This is a genomic window from Thioalbus denitrificans (assembly GCF_003337735.1).
In the GTDB taxonomy this organism is placed as follows: domain Bacteria; phylum Pseudomonadota; class Gammaproteobacteria; order DSM-26407; family DSM-26407; genus Thioalbus; species Thioalbus denitrificans.
This window is the reverse complement of sequence record NZ_QPJY01000002.1, coordinates 438,812-460,535: the sequence shown is the minus strand read 5'-3', so window position 1 is coordinate 460,535 and position 21,724 is coordinate 438,812. Positions and strand designations below refer to the sequence as shown.

General features: G+C 68.7%; 21 protein-coding genes. 8 read left to right on the top strand and 13 right to left on the bottom strand.

Translation table 11 applies throughout. The annotated features are described in order from the left end of the window. Positions 1-8: 8 nt before the first annotated feature. From DFQ59_RS06630 to DFQ59_RS06595, 8 genes are all read right to left on the bottom strand, one after another. Positions 9-512, bottom strand: a complete 504-nt coding sequence (locus DFQ59_RS06630) for a hypothetical protein (RefSeq protein ID WP_114278887.1) — start codon at positions 510-512, stop codon at positions 9-11. Further along, a complete protein-coding gene (locus DFQ59_RS06625) occupies positions 509-2,356 on the bottom strand; it encodes a hypothetical protein (protein ID WP_114278886.1) in 1,848 nt (615 codons plus the stop codon). The genes DFQ59_RS06630 and DFQ59_RS06625 overlap by 4 nt, the downstream gene beginning before the upstream one ends. A gap of 4 nt (positions 2,357-2,360) precedes the next feature. Next, the gene (locus tag DFQ59_RS06620; RefSeq protein WP_114278885.1) at positions 2,361-2,627 is read right to left on the bottom strand and encodes a hypothetical protein; all 267 of its coding nucleotides are present in this window, start codon (positions 2,625-2,627) and stop codon (positions 2,361-2,363) included. A 2-nt stretch (positions 2,628-2,629) separates the two neighbouring features. After that, the gene (locus tag DFQ59_RS06615) at positions 2,630-3,325 is read right to left on the bottom strand and encodes a hypothetical protein (protein ID WP_114278884.1); all 696 of its coding nucleotides are present in this window, start codon (positions 3,323-3,325) and stop codon (positions 2,630-2,632) included. Positions 3,326-3,371: 46 nt separating this feature from the next. Continuing rightward, positions 3,372-3,635 (bottom strand): Mor transcription activator family protein, encoded by a 264-nt coding sequence (locus DFQ59_RS19775; protein WP_170142062.1) that lies wholly within the window; start codon positions 3,633-3,635, stop codon positions 3,372-3,374. Positions 3,636-3,645: 10 nt separating this feature from the next. Beyond that, positions 3,646-4,716 (bottom strand): tyrosine-type recombinase/integrase, encoded by a 1,071-nt coding sequence (locus tag DFQ59_RS06605; RefSeq protein WP_114278882.1) that lies wholly within the window; start codon positions 4,714-4,716, stop codon positions 3,646-3,648. A 340-nt stretch (positions 4,717-5,056) separates the two neighbouring features. Continuing rightward, positions 5,057-5,578: a replication protein P gene (locus DFQ59_RS06600; protein WP_147275183.1), complete on the bottom strand. Its 522-nt coding sequence runs from the start codon at positions 5,576-5,578 to the stop codon at positions 5,057-5,059. Positions 5,579-5,618: 40 nt separating this feature from the next. Next, positions 5,619-6,533 (bottom strand): hypothetical protein, encoded by a 915-nt coding sequence (locus DFQ59_RS06595; RefSeq protein WP_114278880.1) that lies wholly within the window; start codon positions 6,531-6,533, stop codon positions 5,619-5,621. A gap of 364 nt (positions 6,534-6,897) precedes the next feature. Here DFQ59_RS06595 and DFQ59_RS19480 point away from each other — a divergent pair, with 364 nt between their 5' ends. The 7 genes from DFQ59_RS19480 to DFQ59_RS06560 all read left to right on the top strand — a co-directional run bounded on the left by DFQ59_RS19480 (position 6,898) and on the right by DFQ59_RS06560 (position 14,681). Continuing rightward, complete coding sequence (locus DFQ59_RS19480; RefSeq protein ID WP_147275182.1) at positions 6,898-7,077, top strand: hypothetical protein; 180 nt, start codon at positions 6,898-6,900, stop codon at positions 7,075-7,077. Positions 7,078-7,126: 49 nt separating this feature from the next. After that, positions 7,127-9,190, top strand: coding sequence for a marine proteobacterial sortase target protein (locus DFQ59_RS06585; protein WP_170142061.1), 2,064 nt, complete (start codon positions 7,127-7,129; stop codon positions 9,188-9,190). Then, entirely contained in the window at positions 9,187-9,780 is a 594-nt protein-coding gene (locus tag DFQ59_RS06580; RefSeq protein WP_211314807.1) for a class GN sortase, read from the top strand. Before DFQ59_RS06585 ends, DFQ59_RS06580 begins: the two co-directional genes overlap by 4 nt. Before the next feature lie 157 nt (positions 9,781-9,937). After that, complete coding sequence (locus tag DFQ59_RS06575) at positions 9,938-11,443, top strand: efflux transporter outer membrane subunit (RefSeq protein WP_342768426.1); 1,506 nt, start codon at positions 9,938-9,940, stop codon at positions 11,441-11,443. 12 nt (positions 11,444-11,455) lie between these two features. Beyond that, positions 11,456-12,757, top strand: a complete 1,302-nt coding sequence (locus DFQ59_RS06570; protein ID WP_114278877.1) for an efflux RND transporter periplasmic adaptor subunit — start codon at positions 11,456-11,458, stop codon at positions 12,755-12,757. Further along, on the top strand, positions 12,754-13,473 hold the full coding sequence (locus tag DFQ59_RS06565) for an ABC transporter ATP-binding protein (protein ID WP_114278876.1): 720 nt from the start codon (positions 12,754-12,756) through the stop codon (positions 13,471-13,473). The genes DFQ59_RS06570 and DFQ59_RS06565 overlap by 4 nt, the downstream gene beginning before the upstream one ends. After that, a complete protein-coding gene (locus tag DFQ59_RS06560; RefSeq protein WP_114278875.1) occupies positions 13,473-14,681 on the top strand; it encodes an ABC transporter permease in 1,209 nt (402 codons plus the stop codon). Before DFQ59_RS06565 ends, DFQ59_RS06560 begins: the two co-directional genes overlap by 1 nt. 178 nt (positions 14,682-14,859) lie before the next feature. Here the strand turns inward: DFQ59_RS06560 and folE are convergent, their stop codons facing one another. Continuing rightward, complete coding sequence (folE, locus tag DFQ59_RS06555) at positions 14,860-15,498, bottom strand: GTP cyclohydrolase I FolE (protein ID WP_114278874.1); 639 nt, start codon at positions 15,496-15,498, stop codon at positions 14,860-14,862. 248 nt (positions 15,499-15,746) lie between these two features. On the opposite strand from folE, the gene DFQ59_RS06550 reads away from it, so the two are divergent. After that, positions 15,747-17,984 (top strand): mechanosensitive ion channel domain-containing protein, encoded by a 2,238-nt coding sequence (locus DFQ59_RS06550; protein WP_114278873.1) that lies wholly within the window; start codon positions 15,747-15,749, stop codon positions 17,982-17,984. 12 nt (positions 17,985-17,996) lie between these two features. Here the strand turns inward: DFQ59_RS06550 and dusA are convergent, their stop codons facing one another. The 4 genes from dusA to modD all read right to left on the bottom strand — a co-directional run bounded on the left by dusA (position 17,997) and on the right by modD (position 21,706). After that, a complete protein-coding gene (dusA, locus tag DFQ59_RS06545; protein WP_114278872.1) occupies positions 17,997-19,001 on the bottom strand; it encodes a tRNA dihydrouridine(20/20a) synthase DusA in 1,005 nt (334 codons plus the stop codon). A 65-nt stretch (positions 19,002-19,066) separates the two neighbouring features. After that, positions 19,067-20,140, bottom strand: a complete 1,074-nt coding sequence (modC, locus tag DFQ59_RS06540; protein ID WP_114278871.1) for a molybdenum ABC transporter ATP-binding protein — start codon at positions 20,138-20,140, stop codon at positions 19,067-19,069. Between the two features lie 125 nt (positions 20,141-20,265). Next, positions 20,266-20,742: a GNAT family N-acetyltransferase gene (locus DFQ59_RS06535; RefSeq protein WP_114278870.1), complete on the bottom strand. Its 477-nt coding sequence runs from the start codon at positions 20,740-20,742 to the stop codon at positions 20,266-20,268. Positions 20,743-20,857: 115 nt separating this feature from the next. Continuing rightward, positions 20,858-21,706, bottom strand: coding sequence for a ModD protein (gene modD, locus DFQ59_RS06530; protein ID WP_114278869.1), 849 nt, complete (start codon positions 21,704-21,706; stop codon positions 20,858-20,860). Positions 21,707-21,724 lie beyond the last annotated feature (18 nt).

The window sequence follows — 21,724 nt, the reverse complement described above, 5'->3', positions numbered from 1 at the left end:
TCCCGTGGCTAGTCATTGCCGGCATCGTTCGTGATGCCGTCGTAGATCTCTCTGAGATGCCCGCGAATCTCCATACGCCGAAGCGCGGAAACCAGCATCATCGTTTCGCTGCGCTTGCAGCCTGTAAACGGTCTCTCTTTCCACCACATGCAGTTCCCAGGGAACCCATGCACCTTGCGGATCACCTTCGGCGTTGCCCACAGCAGCCCCCACCCGGGCGGCAGGTCATCAGGCCGCACCACGTCAGGCGGTGACAGATAGAACCTCCAATCACCCATCCCGTTCTTTGGAACCATGCGGAACGGTTTATTCTTGTCGGCCTGGAAGTCGCTACGCGACACCTTGCACTCAACCAGAATTGACAGACCATCCCGCCACCCAATCGCATCAGGTAACTCACCATTCGCCGTGTACGCACGGAAAGGATCGCGAATGGTCACGCCACATCCCTGTCGCCTGAGCCACCGTTCGGCGCGTATGACCAGCTCGTCGTGAGTGGGCTGATAGCTCACGCCACATCCCTCCGCTGAACCCCGGACGCGAAGACGTCGGCCACGCCTATCTGCTCGCTGTAGACCTTGCGCAGCAGGGCCACGCGGTCGGCGTCGATGGTGTGGTCGTTGTCCTTGCTGAAAATCCGGTTGCGGGCGCCCTCGCGGGCGGTGTGGTTGCTGTAGTGCTGGATGACGTCCGGGTCCCACGGCATGGCGTAGCCGGCGCGCTGGAGCCGCAGGGTGATGACGTCGGTCGCCCACTCCTTGGCAGGCTTGCGCACGGGCTTCGGGTCGCCGGTCTTCTGGTCCGGTTCCTCGAGCACGTTGCCCTCCTCGTCGATGCAGTCGACGGAGGCGGAGAAGTTGAACCCGGTCAGGCGCTCGTCATAGTGGGCGTCGGCGTACTCGTCGAGGGCCTGGAGCATCTGCACGACGGCGGTGCCGGCGTTGCCGAAGTCGATGCCCCACTCGGGCTGGAAATCCAACAACTCGTCCAGGCAGTAGATGAGCTCGCACTGCACGTCGTAGCCCAGGCCCTTGGCGTGGATGCGGGCGATGCGGCGCAGCTCGCCGCCCACTTCGCGCCAGACCATCAGCTCGGTGGGGTCCTTGGCGAAGCCGAGGTCCGCCCCGCACCAGTAGCGGCCGGGTCCTGGCGGGGTGATGAACTCGCGCAGCAGGCGGCGCACGGCCTCACGCACGGCGGTGCGGTCCTTGGCCTTGAAGGGGGCCAGATCGTCGTCGCGGTCCACCAGCCAGTGTTCCTGGGGGCTGCGGCGACTGCCCTCGGTGGTGACCAGCTCCACGCGGTAGGCGGAGACGTGCAGGTCCCCGCGGGCGGCGTCGGCCACCAGGTGGACGCTGCGGTACTCGGGCACGTCGCGGATGTTCTGCTGCAGCAGCGCCCAGGGCCAGACCGGGTTCTCCTGCTGCCCGTGCAGGCCGAGCACGTTGCGCTGATAGCCGGGGGTGTCGCGCCCGCCGTACCGGCGCTGGAACTCGCGATCGCGCTCCTCGCTCCAGAAGGGGTCCGGCATGAGGGTCTTGGGCCAGTGGAACAGCCGCATGCCGGGCCGGTCGGCCGGCAGGTTGGCGACGGCCCGCTGGGTCATGCGGTAGTACTCGGTGGCGTTGTCGCCGTCCGGCACGGAGTAGATTCGCTGGACGCAGCCGGGCTTGAGGGCGCGGTGGAACTCGGACCAGCAGACCGGGTTCTTGATCTTCGCCGCCTCGTCCATGAACGACATGGCGTTGACGTGCACGCCGCGGAAGGCCTCGCCGTCGTAGCCGGCTGGGCGGAAGTAGACCCGCCCGAGGCCGGTGGGGCCGTTGAAGCGCATCATGTAGTGGGGGTGCTTCTTCGGCTTCAGCCAGAAGCGGTTGATGAGAGGCTTGCGTCCGCCCTGCCCTTCGGCCTCGCCCACGTGCTCCTCGATGGCCATGATGATTTCGTCGAGGTGGGTCTGCTGGGGTGCGCCCACGAGCACCTGCGGGCGCTGAATGGAGCCGCCGAATCCGCTGCACATGCCCCAGAGCACCAGGGCGACGATCTCCCGGGTCTTGCCCACCTCGGCGCCGTCCTGGTGGATGACGTCCTGGAACCAGGCCCGGACGCTCTCCTGCTGATAGGCCCAGAAGTTGTAGGGCTCGCCGGTGTCCGGCTCTTCCATGAAGGCGCGGGCCCAGAGCACCGGGTCCTCGCAGACGTAGAGCAGCTGCGCCTGGTCAAGGCTCAGTCCGTAGTCGCCCCGGTCGAGCCCCTGCCAAGACCACGCCTTCTCACCCAGCCACCAGTCGAAGTCGTCGGCGTCGACAACGCAGCGATTGCGGATCTGGGTGAGTTCTGGGGTTTTGGTTGGCATTGACTCAACCGCTGAAATCGACCCTGAGGAACAGCTTGCCGCCATCTCCGTCAGAGTATTCAGTGGGAAAGTAAATCGTTCCGCCGAACCCGTGATCACCGCATCCACGTTGATCAACGAACTCCATGGGCAGGGTTTTCATGTCCGTAGACTGTTGCTGAAACCCACTCAGGTCCGGGCGAGCATGCAGCCCACCAATAGTCCAGTACACATCGTTTAGGTGGTCCATCAACTCCTTGAGCACGTCCCCGAAATCCATCCTGACGTCCATCGTCACTCCTCCCCGTGGTTGATGGTGACGCGGCGCACCGGGCGTCCGCCGGCGCGGCTCAGGGCGGTGCTGAACAGGTCGCGGATGGCGTCAGTCGCATCCTCAGCCTCCTGCAGCTTCTGGACGCTGCGCGGCGTGACCAGCAGTTCCGGCAGGTTGATGCCGATCCCGTCGAGCAGCTTGATGTAGTGCGCCAACGCCGGGTTGGCGACCGGCTTGTGCCCGACGACATTCCCCTCCTTGTTCACCAGCGGGATCTCGCGGACGACGCCGTTTTCGGCGATCTCGGCACGGAGCTGCTGCAGGACCTCCAGCGCCCCGGCCATCTGGGCGGCCAGCATGCCGTGCCCGCCGGCCACGTCGCCGCTGTGGAGCACGTCCATCAGGGAGTCGAAGGCCTCCAGGTAGACGGTCTTGTCCAGGCAGTCGCCGCCCTCCTTGGTCAGCCCCTGCTCCACCAGGCTGCACGGGTAGCTGTCGCAGGTGGTGCGGCAGGGACGCCCCATCATGCCGAGCCGCTGCCACATCTGGTTGACGGGGCTGTAGAGTCCGGTCTTCCAGGCGTTGCGGCTTGAGGCGGCCTTGCCCTCCTCGGTCACCGGGCCGGTGCTGTGCTGGGCGGCCTGGCGCCGTTGCTCGATGGCGGCGGGCGTCATGGTGTAGGGGCGGCGCTGCGGCTTGTCGGTTTCTTCGGTCATGAGCGGAATCCTCGCTGGTCCATGGGTGCCTGTCGTCCGAAACGGGTCACCGATCGCGGCGGCCAAAGAGGATGCGCCGCACGTGGCGGGTGTCCACCCCGTACTCGGCCGCCAGTTCCTTCATGTTCCAGCCCCGGAACCGCTGGCGGATCTCCTCATCGCGCACTGCTCTCTCCAGGCAGGCCCAGAAGTTGTCTTCCGTAGGGACGTGCACTTTCTCACCGCCCAGCCTCGACAGCACCACGCCCAGGGCGTCGACCCCGATGCGCTGGCCGATCTCGACCCACGGCGAGTGGTCAGGCGCAAACAACTCGAGCAGTTCAGTCCTGTAGCTGGCCGGTCTTGCGCCGGAACCAGAGCGGCATCCCATCTCGCTTCTCCCCAGTGACTTCCAGCAGGCGTTCCACCGGCATGCTGGTTTGCAGCTGCCGGTCGGATACGGCGATGTAACCCCGGGTGGTCTCGATCTTTTCGTGGCCGAGCGCGATGCGGATCCGCTCGATGTCCACCCCGGCGTCATAGAGGTCGGTGGCAAAGGTGACCCGCAGCCGGTGCAGGTGGCTCTGCACGTTGCCGCGCAGGTCGGCCTGGCGCGTGGCCCGCCCCAGGACGTGGCTCATACCTGACCGGTCCAGCCGGCGACCTACCCACCGGCCCTTGACGCCGACGAAGACCGCGGCTGGGTCATCCAACTGGAGGCGGTCCCGGTCGGCGAACCATGCGTGCAGCCCGTCCATGACTGGGCGCTCGAAGCGCACAACGCGCTCCTTGGCACCCTTGCCGTGGAACGTCACATAGCCGAAGCGCTCCCGGAACTCGAGGCTGTCGAGGCTCAGGGCGACCACCTCGTGGCGCCGGGCCCCGGTCCCGTAGAAGAACAGCAGGATGGCGTAGTCCCGCCGCCCCAGCGCCGTGCCACGGTCGCAGGCGCCGAACAGCCGCTGCAGCTGGGCCGCGTTGTACTTCTTCGGCACCCGCCGCTCCTGCCGCGGGCCGGGCACGGAACGCACCGGGCTGATGCCGGCCCCCATCGCTTCCCGCCAGGCGAAGAACCGGCGGATGGCGGTGATGTGCACGTCCCGCGCCTTCGCGCCCAGGCCGATCTCCACGTAGAGGTGGCGCTGGTATTCCTCGGCCAGGGGAGTGGAGACGGCCGCCAGCCCGCTACCGCGCACCGTGAGCCAGGCGAAGAACCGGCTTACTGCATCGAGGTAGTTGTGGACGGTGTTGTGGCTGAAGCCGCGCACCACCCGCAGGTGTGCGCCCCACTCCATCAGCGCCAGGAGCAGCCCGGGCTCCAGCCCGCGACCGTCGATGCGGTCCAGCAGCGCCGACACGCTCGGGTGAGTCCCGGCGAGCAGTTCGCGCAATGTCTGCACCTGGGCGCTCATCCCCCCCGCACCCCCCCTGCGGCGGCCAAGGAGAAGCCCCCCATTTTCGAGGCAGCACCAGGGCGCGGCACCCCCCCGGCCTGGCTGAGCTTTGGGCGGGGGGTGGGGTGGTGTTCTGTACCCACCGGTCCACCACCGCCACAGCCCGCACCAGCCGCGGGGCCCCGGCCGGCGCCAATTCCGTTTTCCGGTTCGTTCGAATGCTGCACCGCACCACACCAATACAACGCAGTTCGTTGGATGCCACGGCCAGCGCGGGCAGCCGCCGAGCACAGAGCAGAAACCGCAAGTACGCCTGCGCCGCAATTCATTGGATAGGAAGGGGAAAAGGTCGGTCCGCTCATCTTCCGAGAATCTCCTTCAGCCGGCCAACAGCAGCCTTCGCCGCCGTCCTGTCGACCACCGTTGCCCGCGTCGGCAACGCCCGCGGAATGGGCGCTGCGAACTCCTCCCCCGCCAGCGTTCTCCGACAGACAATCTGGTAGGCCCGCTCGAACAGCGGCCGCGCCTTTGCCTCGGTGAGAGTGGCAAGCTCGAACAGACCGCACTGCGTCGCCGCGTGATAGATGGCTGGATGCGACCAATCGCCGCGGATGCTCTCGTGTTGTCCAGCCATCCGCACCGCTTCCCGGTAGGCCTGTTCGAGACCCGGCAGTCCCAGGTCTTCCGGAGTCGGCTGGCACCAGCGCCGGAATGTCGGCAGCGGCGGCGGCCAGTCGTCGCCCCTGTCCGCGCACCGCGACAATCCGAACGCCAGCTGCTTGGGTGTGATCCCGCGCAACCCGCGGCGCCAGGTCTGGTATGCACGACCACCTGGTTGTCCGTACTGCGACTCCCACCGGTGCCCGTAGAACTCGGACATCTTCTCCCAGAGCTCCACCATTGCCCGTTCCGCTGGGGGTTCAGATCCGCTGCCCGGCGACGATCCGTTCTCCGTCGCCTCCTGCTCCTGCTTCGACCTCGTCGAGGTATCGGCGTCCTGCCTCTGCCGCCCGGTCAGCGACTGATTGGCGATCTCGTGGGCGCGCTGCATCACGACCTCCGTTTGGGTTTCCCCCGGAGCCGAGCAGCTCCAGGACGATGGGTTGCAGGTAGAACACTCCGAATGGCTGGCCGCGCTTGGCGACCCGAGCCTTTTCAACGGCGAGCTGGAAGTGCTCCAGCTGTGCCCCCGCTTCAATGAGCCTGCCGATGACAGCGCGGTCGTCCGGCCTGATCAGCCAGCTGTGCGGCACTCCGTTGTCGGCCAGAAACCGGATGGCGGCTCCGATGGTCTGGCCCTCGTGTGCGTGCGCGCGCGGGTCTGTCTGTCTGTCTGTAGATCCTGATCCCGGATGTGTGGTGCTCTGCCCTCGTGGCGGCTGGTGCTCTTGGTGGTGTTCTGCACTACTAACGCGCTGAATATTGGAGCTTTCTTCTTGGCGCTCTGGTTGGCGTTCTACCTTGGTGTTCTCTTGGGGTTCTGAATTTGGACGGACTGACCCTGTGTGGGCCATCGGGAGCGAAAAAACGAGATGCCCCCACTGCTGTTTTGCCAGTGCGTTGACGAGCCCGGCGCGCTGCAGCTCACGCAGACGGGCCCGGAGGTAGTCGATGGTGATGGTGGTCGACCTCCGCGCCTTGGCGCTGCTGTGCTGGTCAGGGAGGTGCTCCAGGAGTTCTGCTAGCATCCGGTAGCTGATGCGGCGATACCGGCCGACGATTCCGGTGGAGTAATCCATGTACCGGCGCAGGCCCCGCAGGTAGATCACCTGGGCGTCGGTTGTCAGCCCCTGCAGCGCCATATCCTCGGCGTCGTTCCAGCTGGTGACCGCCACGAGGCGCTACCAGGCAGGCTGGATCTGGTGGCCGTAAGGAGGTAGAAGGGAGGTTGACCGCGGACAGCACATAACGTGACTTATCGTCGCGACCTCCCCTGCCGAGCCGCTAGAAACGAAGGCAGGAAGTGCTCCTAAACAAATATAGATTATGTTAAATAATGAAGCTGCCAGCCTCGACCCATGAGGGTATTGATGGGTTCGATTCGCTTCTGACACCCCTTCTGTCATCCATCCGCCCCAATTATTCGCCACTTTGCCTCCTCCAGGCCCAGCCAGCATCAGGCGGCCGATCTGGAATGGTGTCATGGATGCTGTTCAGCACGGCTTCCAATGCCATCAGCCAGAACGGAGAAGTGAGCTCATGAAACTGTTCATCCCCACCGATGATCCCGCCAGGGATGCCGCGGCGCACACGGAACTTCCCGTTCCTTACCATCCCGACCACCCCTGCCTGCGTCTCTACGCGCAAACCGACCGGATTAAGGGCATCGAGAGTCCCGTGGCTGGGAATGCGCGCGAGGTGAGCCATGGACGGAACTGATATCGGCACCTTTGCCATCCCCCGCGCAGCGGATGGGCGAAATCGAAGCATGCGTACACGCTGGCCCAGCGTGCTTACCTTCGCCGCCGTGCTGTTGTTCGGCGCCGGGTACGCCGAGCGGATCCACGCCGCGATTCTCCCCGACAGCCCCTCCTTTGCCGGCGGCGCCCTGCTGTTCAGCGCTGATCCCGAAGCTGAGCCGCTCCCGGCGCCGCTCCAGAGCACCGAGGCGGCTATCCGGGTCACAGGCATGCTCGCCCGCGTCCGGGTCGTGCAGCAGTTCCGCAATCCGGCGTCCGCATGGGTCGAGGGCCGCTACATATTCCCCCTTCCCGATACCGCCGCGGTGGACCGGATGCGCCTCCGGGTGGGCGATCGCCTCATCGAAGGCCAGGTCCGCGAACGCCGGGAGGCCCAGCGCGTCTATGCCGCGGCGGCTGCTAGCGGGCGCCACGCAGCGCTGGTGGAGCAGGAGCGGCCCAACATGTTCACCACCTCGGTGGCCAATATTCCCCCGGGCGGCACCGTGACCGTGGAACTGGAGTACCAGCAGGCGGTGAGCTACAGCGATGGCCGGTTCAGCCTGCGCTTTCCCATGGTGGTGGGCCCCCGCTACATCCCGGGTCAGCCCATCGTCCCGGATGGGGATGGAGCATCCCTTGCCACGACGGTGGTGGCCGATGCCGGTCGCATCAGCCCGCCCGTCCGGCACCCCGCCGACGGTCCGGTCAATCCCGTACGCCTGAGCGTGGAGCTGGAGCCCGGATTCCCGCTTGCACGGGTCGAGAGTCCCTACCATGCTGTTGCCGTAGGGCAACAGGACGAGCTCCGCTATCGCATCGGACTCGCCGAGGGGCCGGTGCCCGCCGATCGCGACTTCGTCCTGCAGTGGCGCCCGCTGCCGGGTGCCGAGCCGCGCACCGCACTGTTCAGTGAGCCGGACACTGCCGGCGCGGGTGGCTATGGACTGGTGCAGATCCTGCCGCCCTTCGGCGACGACTCCCCTGCCCCGCCGCCGCGGGAGATGGTGCTGGTCATCGATGTCTCCGGTTCCATGCACGGCGAGTCCATCGCCCAGGCCCGGGCGGCGCTCAGCCTCGCCCTGGAGCGCCTGCGTCCGGGGGATCGGTTCAACATCATCCGCTTCAATCACAGTGCGCAGGCGCTGTTTCCGGCCTCCCGTCCGGCCGATGAGCGCAGCCTGTCCCTGGCCCGGCGTCTCGTTGCCGGCCTGGAGGCCGAGGGCGGCACGGAGATGCTCGCCGCCCTGCGGCTCGCCCTGGACCAGCCGCAGAATCCCGAACTGCTGCGCCAGGTGGTGTTCATCACCGACGGCGCGGTGGGCGACGAGGACCGGTTGTTCGATTTCATCCGCCGGCACGCCGGCGCCAGCCGGCTGTTCACCGTGGGCATCGGTTCGGCGCCCAACAGCCACTTCATGCGCAAGGCGGCGGGGTTCGGTCGTGGCACTTTCACCCATATCGGCCGGCCGGGCGAGGTGTCGGAGCGGATGGGAGAGCTGCTGCGCAAGCTGGAGTCCCCCCAGCTCACCCACCTGGAGCTCACCACGCGGGACGGGGCTGCCCCGGTTCGCGTCCTGCCGGAGCGGATTCCCGATCTCTACCGTGGCGAGCCGCTGCTGCTGGCGCTGCACTGGACCGGCGCGGCACCGGTGATCGAGGTGCGCGGCCGGCTGGCGGGCAGGCCCTGGTCCCAGACGCTGGCGCTCGGCCAGGCCCGGGCTGGCGCGGGTATCGGCGTGCTGTGGGCGCGCCGCCGCATCGAGGCGCTCATGGACGCCCACCGGGCGAGCCGCGACGGGACGGTCCGCGACGAGCTCCGCCGGGCGGTGGTCGAGGTGGCGCTGGCTCACCACCTGGCGAGCCCCTTCACCAGCCTGGTGGCGGTGGACGTGACGCCGGTGCGGCCCGGTGCCGAGAGCCTGCAGCGCCGCACCGTGGCAACCAACCTGCCTCACGGCTGGGACTACGACCACGTGTTCGGCCTTCCCCAGACCGCCACGCCGGGTCCGCTGCTGCGCTGGCTGGGGTTGGCGCTGGTGTTGGGGACCCTCCTCGGCTGGCGTCTGCTGCCGGGGAGAGTCCGGACGTGAACCGGCGGACGGGCCTCCTGCTCCTGGGCCTGGTCGGCCTGGGGATGCTGGCCTGGGGCAGCTGGATTCCCCTCAAGGGGCTGCTGGCCCAGGCGCTGCTGGAACGCGCTTGGGCCGCCGGCAGCGCCACCGCGGCCCCGCGCCCCTGGCCCTGGGCCGACACCCGCCCGGTGGGGCGGCTGCGCGTGCCGCGCCTGGGGGTGGATCTCATCATCCTCGCCGGCGACAGCGGGCGGACCCTCGCCTTCGGGCCGGGCCTGGCCGCCGGCAGCGCACCGCTGGACCGCACCGGCACCCACCTGGTGAGCGGCCACCGCGACACCCACTTCAGCTTTCTCGGCGCGTTGCGGGAGGATGACCGGATCGAGCTGGAGCGGCCCGACGGGTCCCGGCGCCGTTACCGGGTCAGCGGGACCGCGGTGGTGGACGCGCGCACCACGGCGTTCGGCGCCGATTCGGACCGGCTGCTGCTGGCCACCTGCTGGCCCCTGGAGACGCCGGTTCCGGGGGGATCGCTGCGCTATCTGGTGACCGCGGCACCGCTGGCCCCCCGGGCTTCCCTGCCAGGCGCCGGAGCGGCCGTTCCCTGAGCCGCCCTGTTCCGCAGGGGGCGACAGCGCCACCCCGCCGCATCCCTGCCGGGTGGCATGACCGCCCCTCCGCCCCCCGCTCTCATGACATTCCCTCAATTCTTCCTCAATTGATGCCAATAGGCGTCCCATACTCATTGGGTGAGCAACGGGGAGAATGCCCGCCGGAATGAGGTTCGCCAGCGTCATGAGAGAAGCACCCGCGTCATCGGCCCGGTCGCGCGAGCAAGGCGGGCGGATCGGTCCGTTGTTTCTCGTCGCGCTTGTTCTGGGCGGCTGCGCCGCGGTGGGGCCGGACTACAAGGCGCCGGAACCCGGGGTTCCCGCGGCCTGGCAGCGGAGCGCGGCGGGGTCGAGCGTCGGGATGGATTCCGGAATCCTGGATCACTCCCACTGGTGGGCGAATTTCGACGATCCGCTCCTGGCGGACCTCGTCGAGCAGGCGCTGGCGGGCAGTCCCGATGTGAAGGCCGCGCTGGCCCGGCTGCGCGAGGCCCGGGCCCGGCGCGGTGTGGCCGCCGCCGAGCGGTTTCCGACCCTCGGCGCCTCCGCCAGTATCAGGCGCAGCACCTCCAGTGGCGAGAGCGGCAGTGGGCAGACCCGGGACCTCTACGCGGCCGGCTTCGACGCCGGCTGGGAGACGGACCTCTTCGGCGGCAGGCGCCGGGCTCTCGAGGCGGCCCAGGCCGACCTGGCCGCCGCCGCGGCAGAGCTTGGGGACGTCCGGATCACGCTGGCGGCCGAGGTGGCCCTGAACTATGTGGAGCTGCGGGACTACCAGACGCGACTGGACATTGCGAGGCGCAACCTGGCCAGCCAGGAAGAGACCCTCGATCTCACCCGCTGGCGGGCGCTGGCCGGGCTGACGACGGCGCTGGATGTGGAACAGGCCCGCTCCAGCCTGGAACAGACCCGGGCCCAGATGCCGGGTCTGCGCACCGGCGCTGTGGCGGCGCAGAACCGCCTTGCGGTACTGCTCGGGCGCAACCCCGGGGACCTCGACGGACAACTGGCGGCGGTGCGGCCGATCCCGTCACCGCCCAGGACCATCGCCGTGGGCATCCCGGCGGACGCCTTGCGCCGGCGGCCGGATATCCGCGCCGCCGAGCGGAACCTGGCTGCCGCGACCGCGCGCATCGGCGAGGCGGAGGCGGATCGCTACCCGGATTTCAGCCTGAGCGGCACCCTGGGGCTGGAGTCTCTGGCCCTCGATTCGTTGTTCGGCGGCGGTGCCGTGACCCGTTCCCTGGCGGCGAGTCTCGCCGCCACCCTCTTCGACGGCGGGCGCATTCGCCGGAACATCGAGATCCGGACCGCGCTCCAGGAACAGGCCCTGGCCAGCTACGAAACCACCGTCCTGAATGCCCTCGAGGAGGTGGAGAACATCCTGGCGGGGCTCGCCAACCGGCAGGCGGAGCGGGATGCGCTGCGCGTCGCCACCGGTTCGGCCCGGAGTGCCGCGGCACTCGCACAGGCGCAATATAGTTCCGGCCTGGTGGATTTCCAGACCGTTCTCGATACTCAGCGCTCGGTATTAAGTCTTGAAAGTCAGTTGAGTAGCGCGGAAAGTGAAATTGTGTCTGAAGTTATACGCCTGTACAAGGCTCTCGGTGGCGGATGGGCAGGGGCGGCCGAGGCCGGCCCCGATGGGCGTCTTGAGTGAGGGACGGGAAACATGAGCGGGCCCGATATCAGGGATAGCGATGATCTCAACCAGGTGTTGAGCTCGAAGGGCGGTTCCCCCCGCGGAAAGGTCCTGCGGCGGGTTCTCATCGGTCTCTGCCTGCTGGCCCTGGTGGCCGCGGGGGTCTGGTACGGAAGCAGCGACACGCCCTCGACCGGGGTGCGTTACCTCACCGAGCCGGTCGTGCGTGGGGACCTCCACGTGACCGTGACCGCCACCGGGACCCTGCAACCCACCAACCAGGTGGAGGTGGGCAGCGAACTCTCCGGCATCATCAAGTCGGTGTTCGTGGAGGAGAACGATCGGGTGGAGGTGGGGCAGGAGCTGGCGCGGCTCGACACCACCAAGCTCGGGGCCCAGGTCCTGCGCTCCCGCGCCGCGCTCAAGTCCGCCGAGGCGAAGGTCCGGCAGGCCGCCGCCAGCGTCCGGGAGGCGCGCGCCAATCTCGCCCGCCTGCGCCAGGTGGCGGAGCTGAGCGGCGGCAAGATGCCGGCGCCCGCGGACATCGACGCCGCTGAGGCCACGCTGGCGCGGGCCGAGGCCGACCAGGCCAGCGCCGAGGCCGCCGTGTCCGAGGCGCAGGCGGCCCTGGAAGTGGACGAGACCGATCTCGCCAAGGCCAGCATCCGCTCTCCCATCAACGGCATCGTCCTCACCCGCTCGGTGGAGACGGGCCAGACCGTGGCCGCCTCGCTGCAGGCGCCGGTGCTCTTCACGCTGGCGGAGGACCTCACCCAGATGGAACTGCATGTGGACGTGGACGAGGCGGATGTGGGCCAGGTGCGCGAGGGGCAGACGGGCAGCTTCAACGTGGATGCCTACCCGGACAAGCTCTTTCCGGCGGAGATCACCCGCGTCAGCTTCGGTTCCCAGACCGTGGAGGGGGTGGTCACCTACGAAACCGTCATGCGGGTGGAAAACAACGATCTCTCCCTGCGGCCGGGGATGACCGCCACCGCCGACATCACCGTGGAGGAGCGCCGTGGGGTGCTGAAGGTGCCCAACGCCGCGTTGCGTTTCACCCCGCCGCGGACGGCGACGGGCACTGACCAGCGTCCCGGGGGCATCGTCTCCAGCCTGATGCCCCGCCCGCCCCGCTCCGTCACCGGCCGCAGGGCCAGCCAGCAGAACGGCGGCGGCGCGGCCAGGCAGGTCTGGATCCTGAGCGACGGAGAGCCGCTGGCGGTGGCGGTCGCCACCGGCGCCAACGACGGGCGCATGACGGAGATCGTCTCCGGCGGATTGGAGGCGGACATGGCGGTCATCGTCGATTCTGAGAGCAATGGGCGATGAGCCCGGATCGGGACCAGGCGGCACCGCTAATCGAGTTCCGCAGCGTCACCAAGGTCTACGGCCAGGGCCAGGCCGCCCTGCAGGCCCTGCGCGGGGTGGACCTGCGCATCCAGGCGGGTGAGTTCGCCGCCATCATGGGGCCGAGCGGCTCGGGCAAGTCCACCGCCATGAACATTCTCGGCTGCCTCGACATCCCCTCCTCCGGCTCCTACCGGTTCCGGGGGGTGGCGGTGGAGAGCCTGAGCCGCAACCAGCGGGCGCTGCTGCGCCGCCACTACCTGGGTTTCGTGTTCCAGGGTTTCAACCTGCTCTCGCGCACCTCGGCGCTGGAGAACGTGGAGCTGCCCCTCATCTACCGTGGCATTGCCCGCGCAGCGCGCCATGCCCGTGCCCGCCAGGCACTGGAGGCGGTGGGGCTGGGCGGCTGGGAGCGGCATACGCCGGGAGAACTCTCGGGCGGCCAGCAGCAGCGGGTGGCCATCGCCCGGGCCATCGTTACCGATCCGGCAGTGCTGCTCGCCGACGAACCCACCGGCAACCTGGACACCGCCCGCAGCCGCGAGATCATGGAGCTGCTCTGCGGTCTCAACCGCGACCAGGGCATCACCGTTCTGATGGTGACCCACGAGCAGGAGATGGCGGCCTACGCCGGCCGGGTGATCCACTTCGTCGACGGCCGGGTGATCGATGAGAGCCAGGGCGGGGAGGAACGCTGATGTTCTGGAATGCGCTGCTGCTCTCGCTGCGGGAGATTCGCCGCAACCTGCTGCGCTCCTTCCTCACCATCCTCGGCATCGTCATCGGCGTGGCCGCGGTAATCACCATGGTGACCCTGGGCAACGGCGCCACGGCCATGGTCTCCAACCAGATCGCCAGCCTCGGCAGCAACCTGATCATGGTGCGCCCCGGCCGGCGGATGGGGCCCGGACGCGATTCGGCCGGTTCCAACCGGTTCAAGCTGGCCGATGCGCAGGCCATTTTCGCCGAGGTGAATTCCATCAAGGCGGTCGCGCCCTCCGCATCCCAGACCGTGACGGCCATCTACGCCACCGAGAACTGGTCCACCAGCGTCACCGGCAGCACCAACGACTACTTCGCCGTGGGCAACTGGGAGCTCCAGGAAGGGCGCGAGTTCACTCCCTCGGAGCTGCGGGCCGGCAAGGCGGCCTGCGTCATCGGCGCGACCGTGCGCAAGGAGCTGTTCGGGACCCGGAGCCCGGTGGGAAGCAAGATCCGGCTCAAGCAGTTCTCCTGCGAGATCATCGGCCTGCTGCGCTCCAAGGGTCAGTCGGCCATGGGGATGGACCAGGACGACGTCATCGTCATCCCACTGCGCACCTTCCAGCGGCGCATATCCGGCAAGACGGAGGTGAGCAGTATCCTGGTCTCGGTGCGCGACGGGGCCTCCACGGAGAAGGTGCAGGCGGACATCACCCGCCTGCTGCGCGAGCGACGCCACATCGCCGCCAACGAGGATGACGATTTCAACGTTCTCGACACCAAGCAGATTGCCGAGACCCTGACCGGCACCACGCGGGTGCTCACCATGCTGCTGGGGGCAGTGGCGGCGGTAAGCCTGCTGGTGGGGGGCATCGGCATCATGAACATCATGCTGGTGTCGGTCACGGAGCGCACCCGCGAGATCGGCATCCGTCTCGCCATCGGCGCACTGGAGCGGGAGGTGCTGCTGCAGTTCCTGGTGGAGGCGGTGGTGCTCTCCTCCCTGGGCGGGGTCGTCGGCGTGGTGCTGGCGGTCAGCGCCTCGATGGTGCTGGCGGACCTGATGCAGGTGCCCTTCATCCTCGACCCGGCCATCACCCTGCTGGCCTTCCTCTTCTCCGCCGCCGTGGGGGTGGTGTTCGGCTACTTCCCCGCGCGCCGGGCCGCCCGGCTGGACCCCATCGAGGCTCTGCGGCACGAGTAGGGCGGCCGTGAGTGCGTGAATGCGTTATTGCGAAAAGGCGGTCGATGCCGACCTACGGCTACGGCTCACGCATTCACGCACTCACGCACTCACGCACTCACGCACTCACGCACTCACGCACTCACGCACTCACGCACTCACGCACTCACGCACTCACGCACTCACGCACTCACGCGCGTCAGCGCCGGATGAGGTCCAGGAACTCGGCGCGGGTGGAGGCGTTGCGCTCGAAGGTGCCGCGCATGGCGCTGGTGATGGTGGAGCTGTTCTGCTTCTGCACGCCGCGCATCATCATGCAGAAGTGGCTGGCCTCGGTGACCACCGCCACGCCGTGGGCGTTCATGATCTCCATCAGCGCGTCGGCGATCTGGTTGGTCATGCGCTCCTGTACCTGCAGGCGCCGGGCGAAGACATCCACGATGCGGGCGATCTTGCTCAGGCCGATGATCTTCCCGTTCGGGAGGTAGGCCACGTGGGCCCGGCCGAAGAACGGCAGGACATGGTGCTCGCACAGCGAGTAGAACTCGATGTCCTTCACCAGCACCATCTCCTTGCAGTCGTCCTCGAACAGGGCGCCCTTCACCACCTCCTCGGCGGTGACGCCGTAGCCGCTGGTGAGGAAATCCATCGCCTTGGCCACCCGCAGCGGGGTGCGGGTGAGTCCCTCGCGCCGGGGATCCTCGCCCAGACGCACCAGCATCCCGTGGACCAGGCTCTCGAACTGCTCGTCATAGGTCTCGTCGGCTTCGGCATCCAGGTTCGCCGCGTAGTGCCCGCCCTTCACGATATCGGTCTTGAGCCGCTTGTTGCTGTCCATTCCTCTCTCCTGCAGGGCCTGCACCGGGTGATTCAGAGCGCCCGTGGCGCCGTGCTGGCTTGATCTGGATTCTGAGTGCCTTACCCTCGTAAGGGTCGGCAGATTGAGTCTGCGGCCGTGGTAATCAGAACGGGACCGACCGGCGACCAGCGCCGGGTGACGCAGAGTTTCATCTGATTGTATCTCCGCGTGCCCAGTATATAGGGCTCTCCCACGGTTTTTTACACAAGTCTTACAGGGACTTTCACATGCATCGGATCCGCCATATCCGCACCGCCAACCTCATCATCCTGCTGCTCCTGGTGTTCCCGCTGCTTCTTCCGGCTCCGGCGGGCGCGCAGCCGGCCGCCGAACCGCCGGCCGCCGATGCGGATGTGGAGGCCCTGATCCACGTACTGGAGAATCCGGACGCCCGTGCGCGACTGCTGGAGCGCCTGCGTGAAACAGCGCCGGCCGCGGCGGGCGACGCGAACGGCGCCGCGCTCCAGGGCGTCACGGCCGACCTGCTCGGGCGCGTTTCCCAGCGCTTCGGCGTGCTGGCCGGAGAGCTCCGGACCGTGGCAAGTGTCGTGGGTGAGCTGCCGCTGCTCCTCGAGCGCCTGCCCCGGCAATGGTCCGACCCCGAACGGCGTTCCTTCTGGCTCTCCGTGCTGGGCAACCTCGCGCTCACCCTCGGTGCCGGCTACCTGGCCTGGATGCTGCTGCGGGTGCTCACGCGGCGCCCGCGACGGGCGCTGGCCGGACGTGTGCGCGATACCCTGGCCTCGCGACTGCTGGCCTTTGTCCCCTCGCTGATGCTGGAAATCGTCCCCGTGGGCGCCTTCGCCCTGGCCGCGTGGACGGCGCTGGCCCTGGTGGACCCGCGCGAGCAGACCCGGCTGGTGGTGCTGGCCTGGGTCTATGCCCTGATCGTGGTACAGGGGCTGCGCGCGGTGGTGCGGGCGGTGGTGACGCCCGATGCCCCCTCGCTGCGCCTGGCCGCCATGGATGACGAGAGCGCCCACTACGTGGACATCTGGACCCTGCGGCTGGCGGGCACGGCGGGCTACGGCTTCTTCCTGCTGCAGGCGGCCCTCCTGATGGGGCTGCCCGGCGACCTCCATGCCTTCCTGCTGCGCCTGCTCGGCCTGGTGGTCGCGGTGCTGGTGGTGATCTTCATCCTGCAGAACCGTGAGCCGGTGGCCACCTGGATTCGTGGCCGGCCGGAGGGGGCCGGGACGCCCCCCGGTGCCGGACTGCAGGCCCTGCGCAACAGCCTGGCGCGGACCTGGCACCTGCTGGCGGCGCTCTATACCGGCCTGCTGTTCGTGATCGGCTCGCTGGGGGTCCCGGGCGGCTTTGTCTACCTGTTCCGCGGCACCGCGCTCACCCTGCTGGTGCTGCTGCTCGGCCGGGGGGCGGACCAGGTGGCGGGCCGGCTGGTGGAGCTGCGGTTCCGTATCAGTCCCGAGCTGCAGCGGCAGCTCCCGGGGCTGGAGCGGCGGGCCAACCGCTACCTTCCCATTCTCTCCGCGGTATTGCGGGCGGTGATCTACGTGATGGCGGCGCTGGCCGTTATGCAGGCATGGGGACTGGGTACCCTGGAGTGGCTGATCTCCGGACCGGGCCGGGCCGTCGTCGCCATTTTCGTCCGGGTGGCCGGCATCCTGCTGGTGGCCCTGGCGGCCTGGGAGATCATCGGCGGCTACCTGGAGCGGCGCCTGCGGGAGACCGGGCCCGATGGCCAGGTGCTGGTGCGCAGTGCGCGCACCCGCACGCTGATGAGCGTGGCGCGCAATGCCCTGCTGGTGGTGGTGAGCGTGGTCTCGGTGCTGATGATCCTCTCCGAGCTCGGCATCAACATCGCCCCCCTGCTCGCCGGTGCCGGCGTGGTGGGCCTGGCGGTGGGCTTCGGCGCCCAGAAGCTGGTGCAGGACGTCATCACCGGGGTGTTCATCCTGTTCCAGGATCTGATGGCGGTGGGCGACGTGGTGAAGCTCGGCGATCGGGCCGGGGTGGTGGAGGCCATCTCGATCCGCTCGGTACGGCTGCGGGACCTCACCGGCACGGTGCACACCATCCCCTTCAGCGCCATCGACACGGTGAGCAACCTCACCCGCGACTTCTCCTTCTACGTCTTCGACGTGGGCGTGGCCTACCGCGAGGACGTGGACCAGGTGATGGACCTGCTGCGCGCGGTGGGCGATGAGCTGCAGGCGGACCCGGCCTTCGCGCCGCTGATCCTCGAGCCGCTGGAAGTGCTCGGGGTGGATGCCTTCGCCGACTCGGCGGTGATGATCAAGGCGCGGATCAAGACCGTGCCGCTGAAGCAGTGGAGCGTGGGGCGGGAGTTCAACCGGCGCATGAAGCACCGCTTCGATGCCGAGGGCATCGAGATTCCCTTCCCCCACCTGTCGGTCTACTTCGGCGCCGACAAGGAGGGCAAGGCGCCGCCGGCGTTCGTCAAGCTCCAGGAGCCGGCGGCGGGAACGGCGGCGGCCGATTGAGCCCGCGCGCCCTCAGGCGCTGAGCGGTTCCCGGACCACCGTTTCAGGCGGGACTTCCCGCAGCGCCGCCCGGATGAGATCGGACCCCGCCCCGGGCCGGTGGGCGCCTTCGGACAGGACCCGGCGCCAGCGCCGCGCCCCGGGCCGGCCCGCGAACAGGCCCAGCAGGTGGCGGGTCATGCGGGTGAGCGGCACGCCCGCCGCCAGCTGGCGCTCCACGTAGGGGAGGTACGCCTCCACCACCCCATGGGGCGTCGGCACCGCGTGGCCGTCGCCGTAGAAGCGCCGGTCCACTTCCGCCAGCAGCCAGGGATCGTGGTAGGCGGCCCGGCCCACCATGACCCCGTCCACCCGCTCCAGGTGCCGGGCGGCGTCCTCCAGGCTGGCGATGCCGCCGTTGACGATGATCTCCAGCGCCGGGAAGTCCCGTTTCAGGGCGTAGACCAGGTCGTAGCGCAGGGGCGGGATTTCCCGGTTCTCCTTCGGCGACAGGCCCTGCAGCCAGGCCTTGCGGGCGTGGACGATGAAGGTGCGGCAGCCGGCACCCGCCACGGTCGCGACGAACCGGGCCAGGGCGTCGTAGCTGTCGAGGTCGTCGATGCCGATCCGGTGCTTGACCGTGACCGGTATCTCCACCGCCGCGGCCATGGCCGCCACGCACTCGGCCACCAGGCCGGGCTCGGCCATCAGGCAGGCGCCGAAGCGGCCGTTCTGCACCCGGTCCGAGGGGCAGCCCACGTTGAGGTTGATCTCGTCATAGCCCCACTCCGCGCCCATCCGGGCGCACCCGGCCAGCGCCCGGGGTTCGCTGCCGCCCAGCTGCAGCGCCACCGGGTGCTCGGCCGCGTCGTATCCGAGGTGGCGCGCGGCGTCACCGTGGAGCAGCGCGCCGGTGGTCACCATCTCGGTGTAGAGGAGCGCGTGCCGGGAGATGAGCCGCAGCAGATAGCGGCAGTGGCGGTCGGTCCAGTCCAGCATGGGGGCGACCGCGAAGCGTCGCTGCAGGGGCGTGTTCATGACGCCATTGTAACCGCAGCCGGTGTCGCGAAAGGAGGCCGGTGGGCCCCCTGCCCGCCGGCGGCTCAGTTCAGCAGCGCCAGTGCCTTGGTCTGGGCGAAGAGCGGCTGGCCCGGCCGCAGGCCCAGGTGGTCGGCGGACTTGCGCGTGATCCGCGCCAGCAGGATCGCATCCCCCACCTCGAGCCGCAGCAGGAGCTTGCTGCCGTTGAGCTCCGCCATCTCCCGTAGCCGGGCGGGGAAGACATTGAGAATGCTGGTCTCCCCGGGACGGTTCAGCGTCACGCTGACGTCCTGGGCATGGATGCGCAGGCGCAGGCGCTGGCCCGGGGTGAGGGCCCGCCGGCTGATGGTGAACCGGCCGCCGGGAAAGTCGAGGTAGGTGAGCTGGTAGCGCTCGTCGTGCTCCGCCACCCGGACCTCCACCACCGCGGCGGCTTCCGGATCCCGGGCCAGGGGCAGATCGAGGCGGGTGAGCGCCTCGTTGAGCCCACCCTGATGGATCACCCGGCCCTCCTGCAGGAGTACCACGTGGTCGGCCAGGCGGGCGACCTCGTCGGGGGCGTGGCTGACGTAGAGCACCGGGATGGCGAGCTCGCCGTGGAGCCGTTCCAGGTAGGGCAGGATCTCCGCCTTGCTGGCCAGGTCGAGGGCGGCCAGCGGCTCGTCCATCAGCAGCAGTTCGGGGCTGCTGAGCAGCGCCCGGGCGATGGCCACCCGCTGGCGCTCGCCGCCGGAGAGTCCGCCGGGCGCGCGCCCCAGCAGCCGGCCCAGCCCCAGCAGCTCCACCGCCTGGTCCATGGCCACCCGCCGCCGGCTGCGGTCAATGCGTTTCCAGCCGAACTCCAGGTTGCGCTGCACGGAGAGGTGGGGGAACAGCCCCGGTTCCTGGAAGACATAGCCGATGGGGCGGCGATGGGTGGGGAGGAAGCGTCCCCGCCCGCTCTCCTGCCATACCTCCCCGTTCACCTCCAGGCGGCCGACAGGGGCCCGCTCGAGGCCGGCGATGCAGCGCAGGAGCGTGGACTTGCCCGAGCCGGAACGCCCGAACAGCGCCGTCACGCCACGGCCGGGGGCGGAAAAACCGGCGTCGAGACTGAACCCGCCCAGACCGAGTTCGAAGTGTGCGTTGATGCCCATCGGCGTCCCCTCCCCCTGGTGTCGGCCCCCGCCTTCCGGTCGCCTGCCGCCGGTGCCGGACAGCGGGGTCGCGCGTACTTTCGTGTCAATCGAAAAAGGTGTCACAACCATTTGATGAATGGTGTTCATTCCAGGCGCCGCCGCAGGGCGACCATCCGGCTTCCGCGCCAGCTCAGCCGCTGATAGAAAGCCAGCGCCGCCCCGTTGCCGCGATCAGCCAGCAGCTGCAGGCGGTGGATGCCCCGCGCCCGCGCCCACCCTTCGGCCGCGTCCAGCAGTGCCGTACCCACGCCGCGGCCACGCCGTTCCGGCAGCACCACCAGGTCCTCCACCAGGCCGCTTTCACCCCCTTCCGCGGTGGAGACCAGCAGCTGCAGGCTCACCATGCCCACCACCCGCCCCGCCATCTCGGCCACCCACAGGCGTGCCGTGTCGGGACGGTTCAGCAACAGCGTCAATCCCTTGCGCTGACGTTCGGGATCGATGCTGAAGTCCGGTTCCACGCGGAACAGAACCTCGAGCAGTTTCACCATTGCGCAGAGGTCCTTCGCTTCGGCCAGGCGGATGTGGAAATTGACTCGTGGCGGGTGATTCCTGTTCATCCTTCCGCTCCCTTGTGGCCGTAGGGTGGGCGCCGGGCCCCGCTGCCGGCCCGGGGACCGGCAGCCGCCGCGCCGGCCGGACATCGATCCGGACACCACCGGCGCACCATGCCGTTCAGGTGGCCGGCGCCAGTCGTACGCCGATGTCGGCGGGCTCGGCGCGGTAGACCGAGCTCAACACCAGGCCGTCCACCCCGGTGGCGGCGTACTTGTCAATGTTGCCGGTCCCGATACCGCCGGCGGCCAGTAGCCGCACCCGCGGCCAGCAGGTGCGGATTTCCTCCACGGCCGTGCGCAACCCCCCGACTGGAAGCTTGTCGAACTGGAGCACATCGACCCCGGCACGGGCGGCCACCCGCGCCTGTTCCAGCGATTCCACCTCCACCACCAGCGCCTTTTCCACCAGCCTGGGCCGCAGGCTGTCCAGGCGTTCGAGCAATCCCTCCAGCCCACCGACGAAAGCCAGGTGCTGGGGGAAAACCAGCACCGTTTCGGAGAGTCCGAGCCGGTGGGGCAGCGCGCCGCCGGCCAGGTATGCCTCCATCGCCAGTCGTTTGAAACCGGGCGGATACTTGCGGGTCGCATACAGTGGCAGATCCGGCCGTACCGTCCGTGCGCGTGCGACGAGCTCCCGGGTGTGGGTGGCGATGCCGCAGGCCTGCTCCAGCAGGTTCTGGGCCACCTTCCAGCCCCGGTGGAGATGGGCGGCGTCGCCAGTGGCCCGCAGCAGGATGGCCCCCGACGCGGCGTGCTCGCCGCTGGCCACGATGCCGGTGATCCGGGCGCCGCAGCGCTCCAGCACCCGCGCGGCGACGGCGCTGCCGGCCACCACCACCGGGGCACGGGTCCGGAAGTTGATCTCCGCGGATTGTGCCCCGATTCCCAGAAGCCAGCTGGTGAGGTCGGGGCCAGGCACATCCTCATCGATCCATCTGTCAATCAATTCATCTGGATAGAAGATCATTTGAATGCTATTCCTCGA

Coding starts and splice junctions, on each gene's coding strand:
- DFQ59_RS06605 (WP_114278882.1), bottom strand. CDS start 4,716: ATGAGCGCCCAGGTGCAGACATTGCGCGAACTGCTCGCCGGGACTCAC.
- dusA (WP_114278872.1), bottom strand. CDS start 19,001: ATGAACACGCCCCTGCAGCGACGCTTCGCGGTCGCCCCCATGCTGGAC.
- DFQ59_RS06615 (WP_114278884.1), bottom strand. CDS start 3,325: ATGACCGAAGAAACCGACAAGCCGCAGCGCCGCCCCTACACCATGACG.
- DFQ59_RS06570 (WP_114278877.1), top strand. CDS start 11,456: ATGAGCGGGCCCGATATCAGGGATAGCGATGATCTCAACCAGGTGTTG.
- DFQ59_RS06585 (WP_170142061.1), top strand. CDS start 7,127: ATGCGTACACGCTGGCCCAGCGTGCTTACCTTCGCCGCCGTGCTGTTG.
- modD (WP_114278869.1), bottom strand. CDS start 21,706: ATGATCTTCTATCCAGATGAATTGATTGACAGATGGATCGATGAGGAT.
- DFQ59_RS06535 (WP_114278870.1), bottom strand. CDS start 20,742: ATGAACAGGAATCACCCGCCACGAGTCAATTTCCACATCCGCCTGGCC.
- modC (WP_114278871.1), bottom strand. CDS start 20,140: ATGGGCATCAACGCACACTTCGAACTCGGTCTGGGCGGGTTCAGTCTC.
- DFQ59_RS19480 (WP_147275182.1), top strand. CDS start 6,898: ATGAAACTGTTCATCCCCACCGATGATCCCGCCAGGGATGCCGCGGCG.
- DFQ59_RS06600 (WP_147275183.1), bottom strand. CDS start 5,578: ATGTCCGAGTTCTACGGGCACCGGTGGGAGTCGCAGTACGGACAACCA.
- DFQ59_RS06575 (WP_342768426.1), top strand. CDS start 9,938: ATGCCCGCCGGAATGAGGTTCGCCAGCGTCATGAGAGAAGCACCCGCG.
- folE (WP_114278874.1), bottom strand. CDS start 15,498: ATGGACAGCAACAAGCGGCTCAAGACCGATATCGTGAAGGGCGGGCAC.
- DFQ59_RS06620 (WP_114278885.1), bottom strand. CDS start 2,627: ATGGACGTCAGGATGGATTTCGGGGACGTGCTCAAGGAGTTGATGGAC.
- DFQ59_RS06550 (WP_114278873.1), top strand. CDS start 15,747: ATGCATCGGATCCGCCATATCCGCACCGCCAACCTCATCATCCTGCTG.
- DFQ59_RS06625 (WP_114278886.1), bottom strand. CDS start 2,356: ATGCCAACCAAAACCCCAGAACTCACCCAGATCCGCAATCGCTGCGTT.
- DFQ59_RS06560 (WP_114278875.1), top strand. CDS start 13,473: ATGTTCTGGAATGCGCTGCTGCTCTCGCTGCGGGAGATTCGCCGCAAC.
- DFQ59_RS06565 (WP_114278876.1), top strand. CDS start 12,754: ATGAGCCCGGATCGGGACCAGGCGGCACCGCTAATCGAGTTCCGCAGC.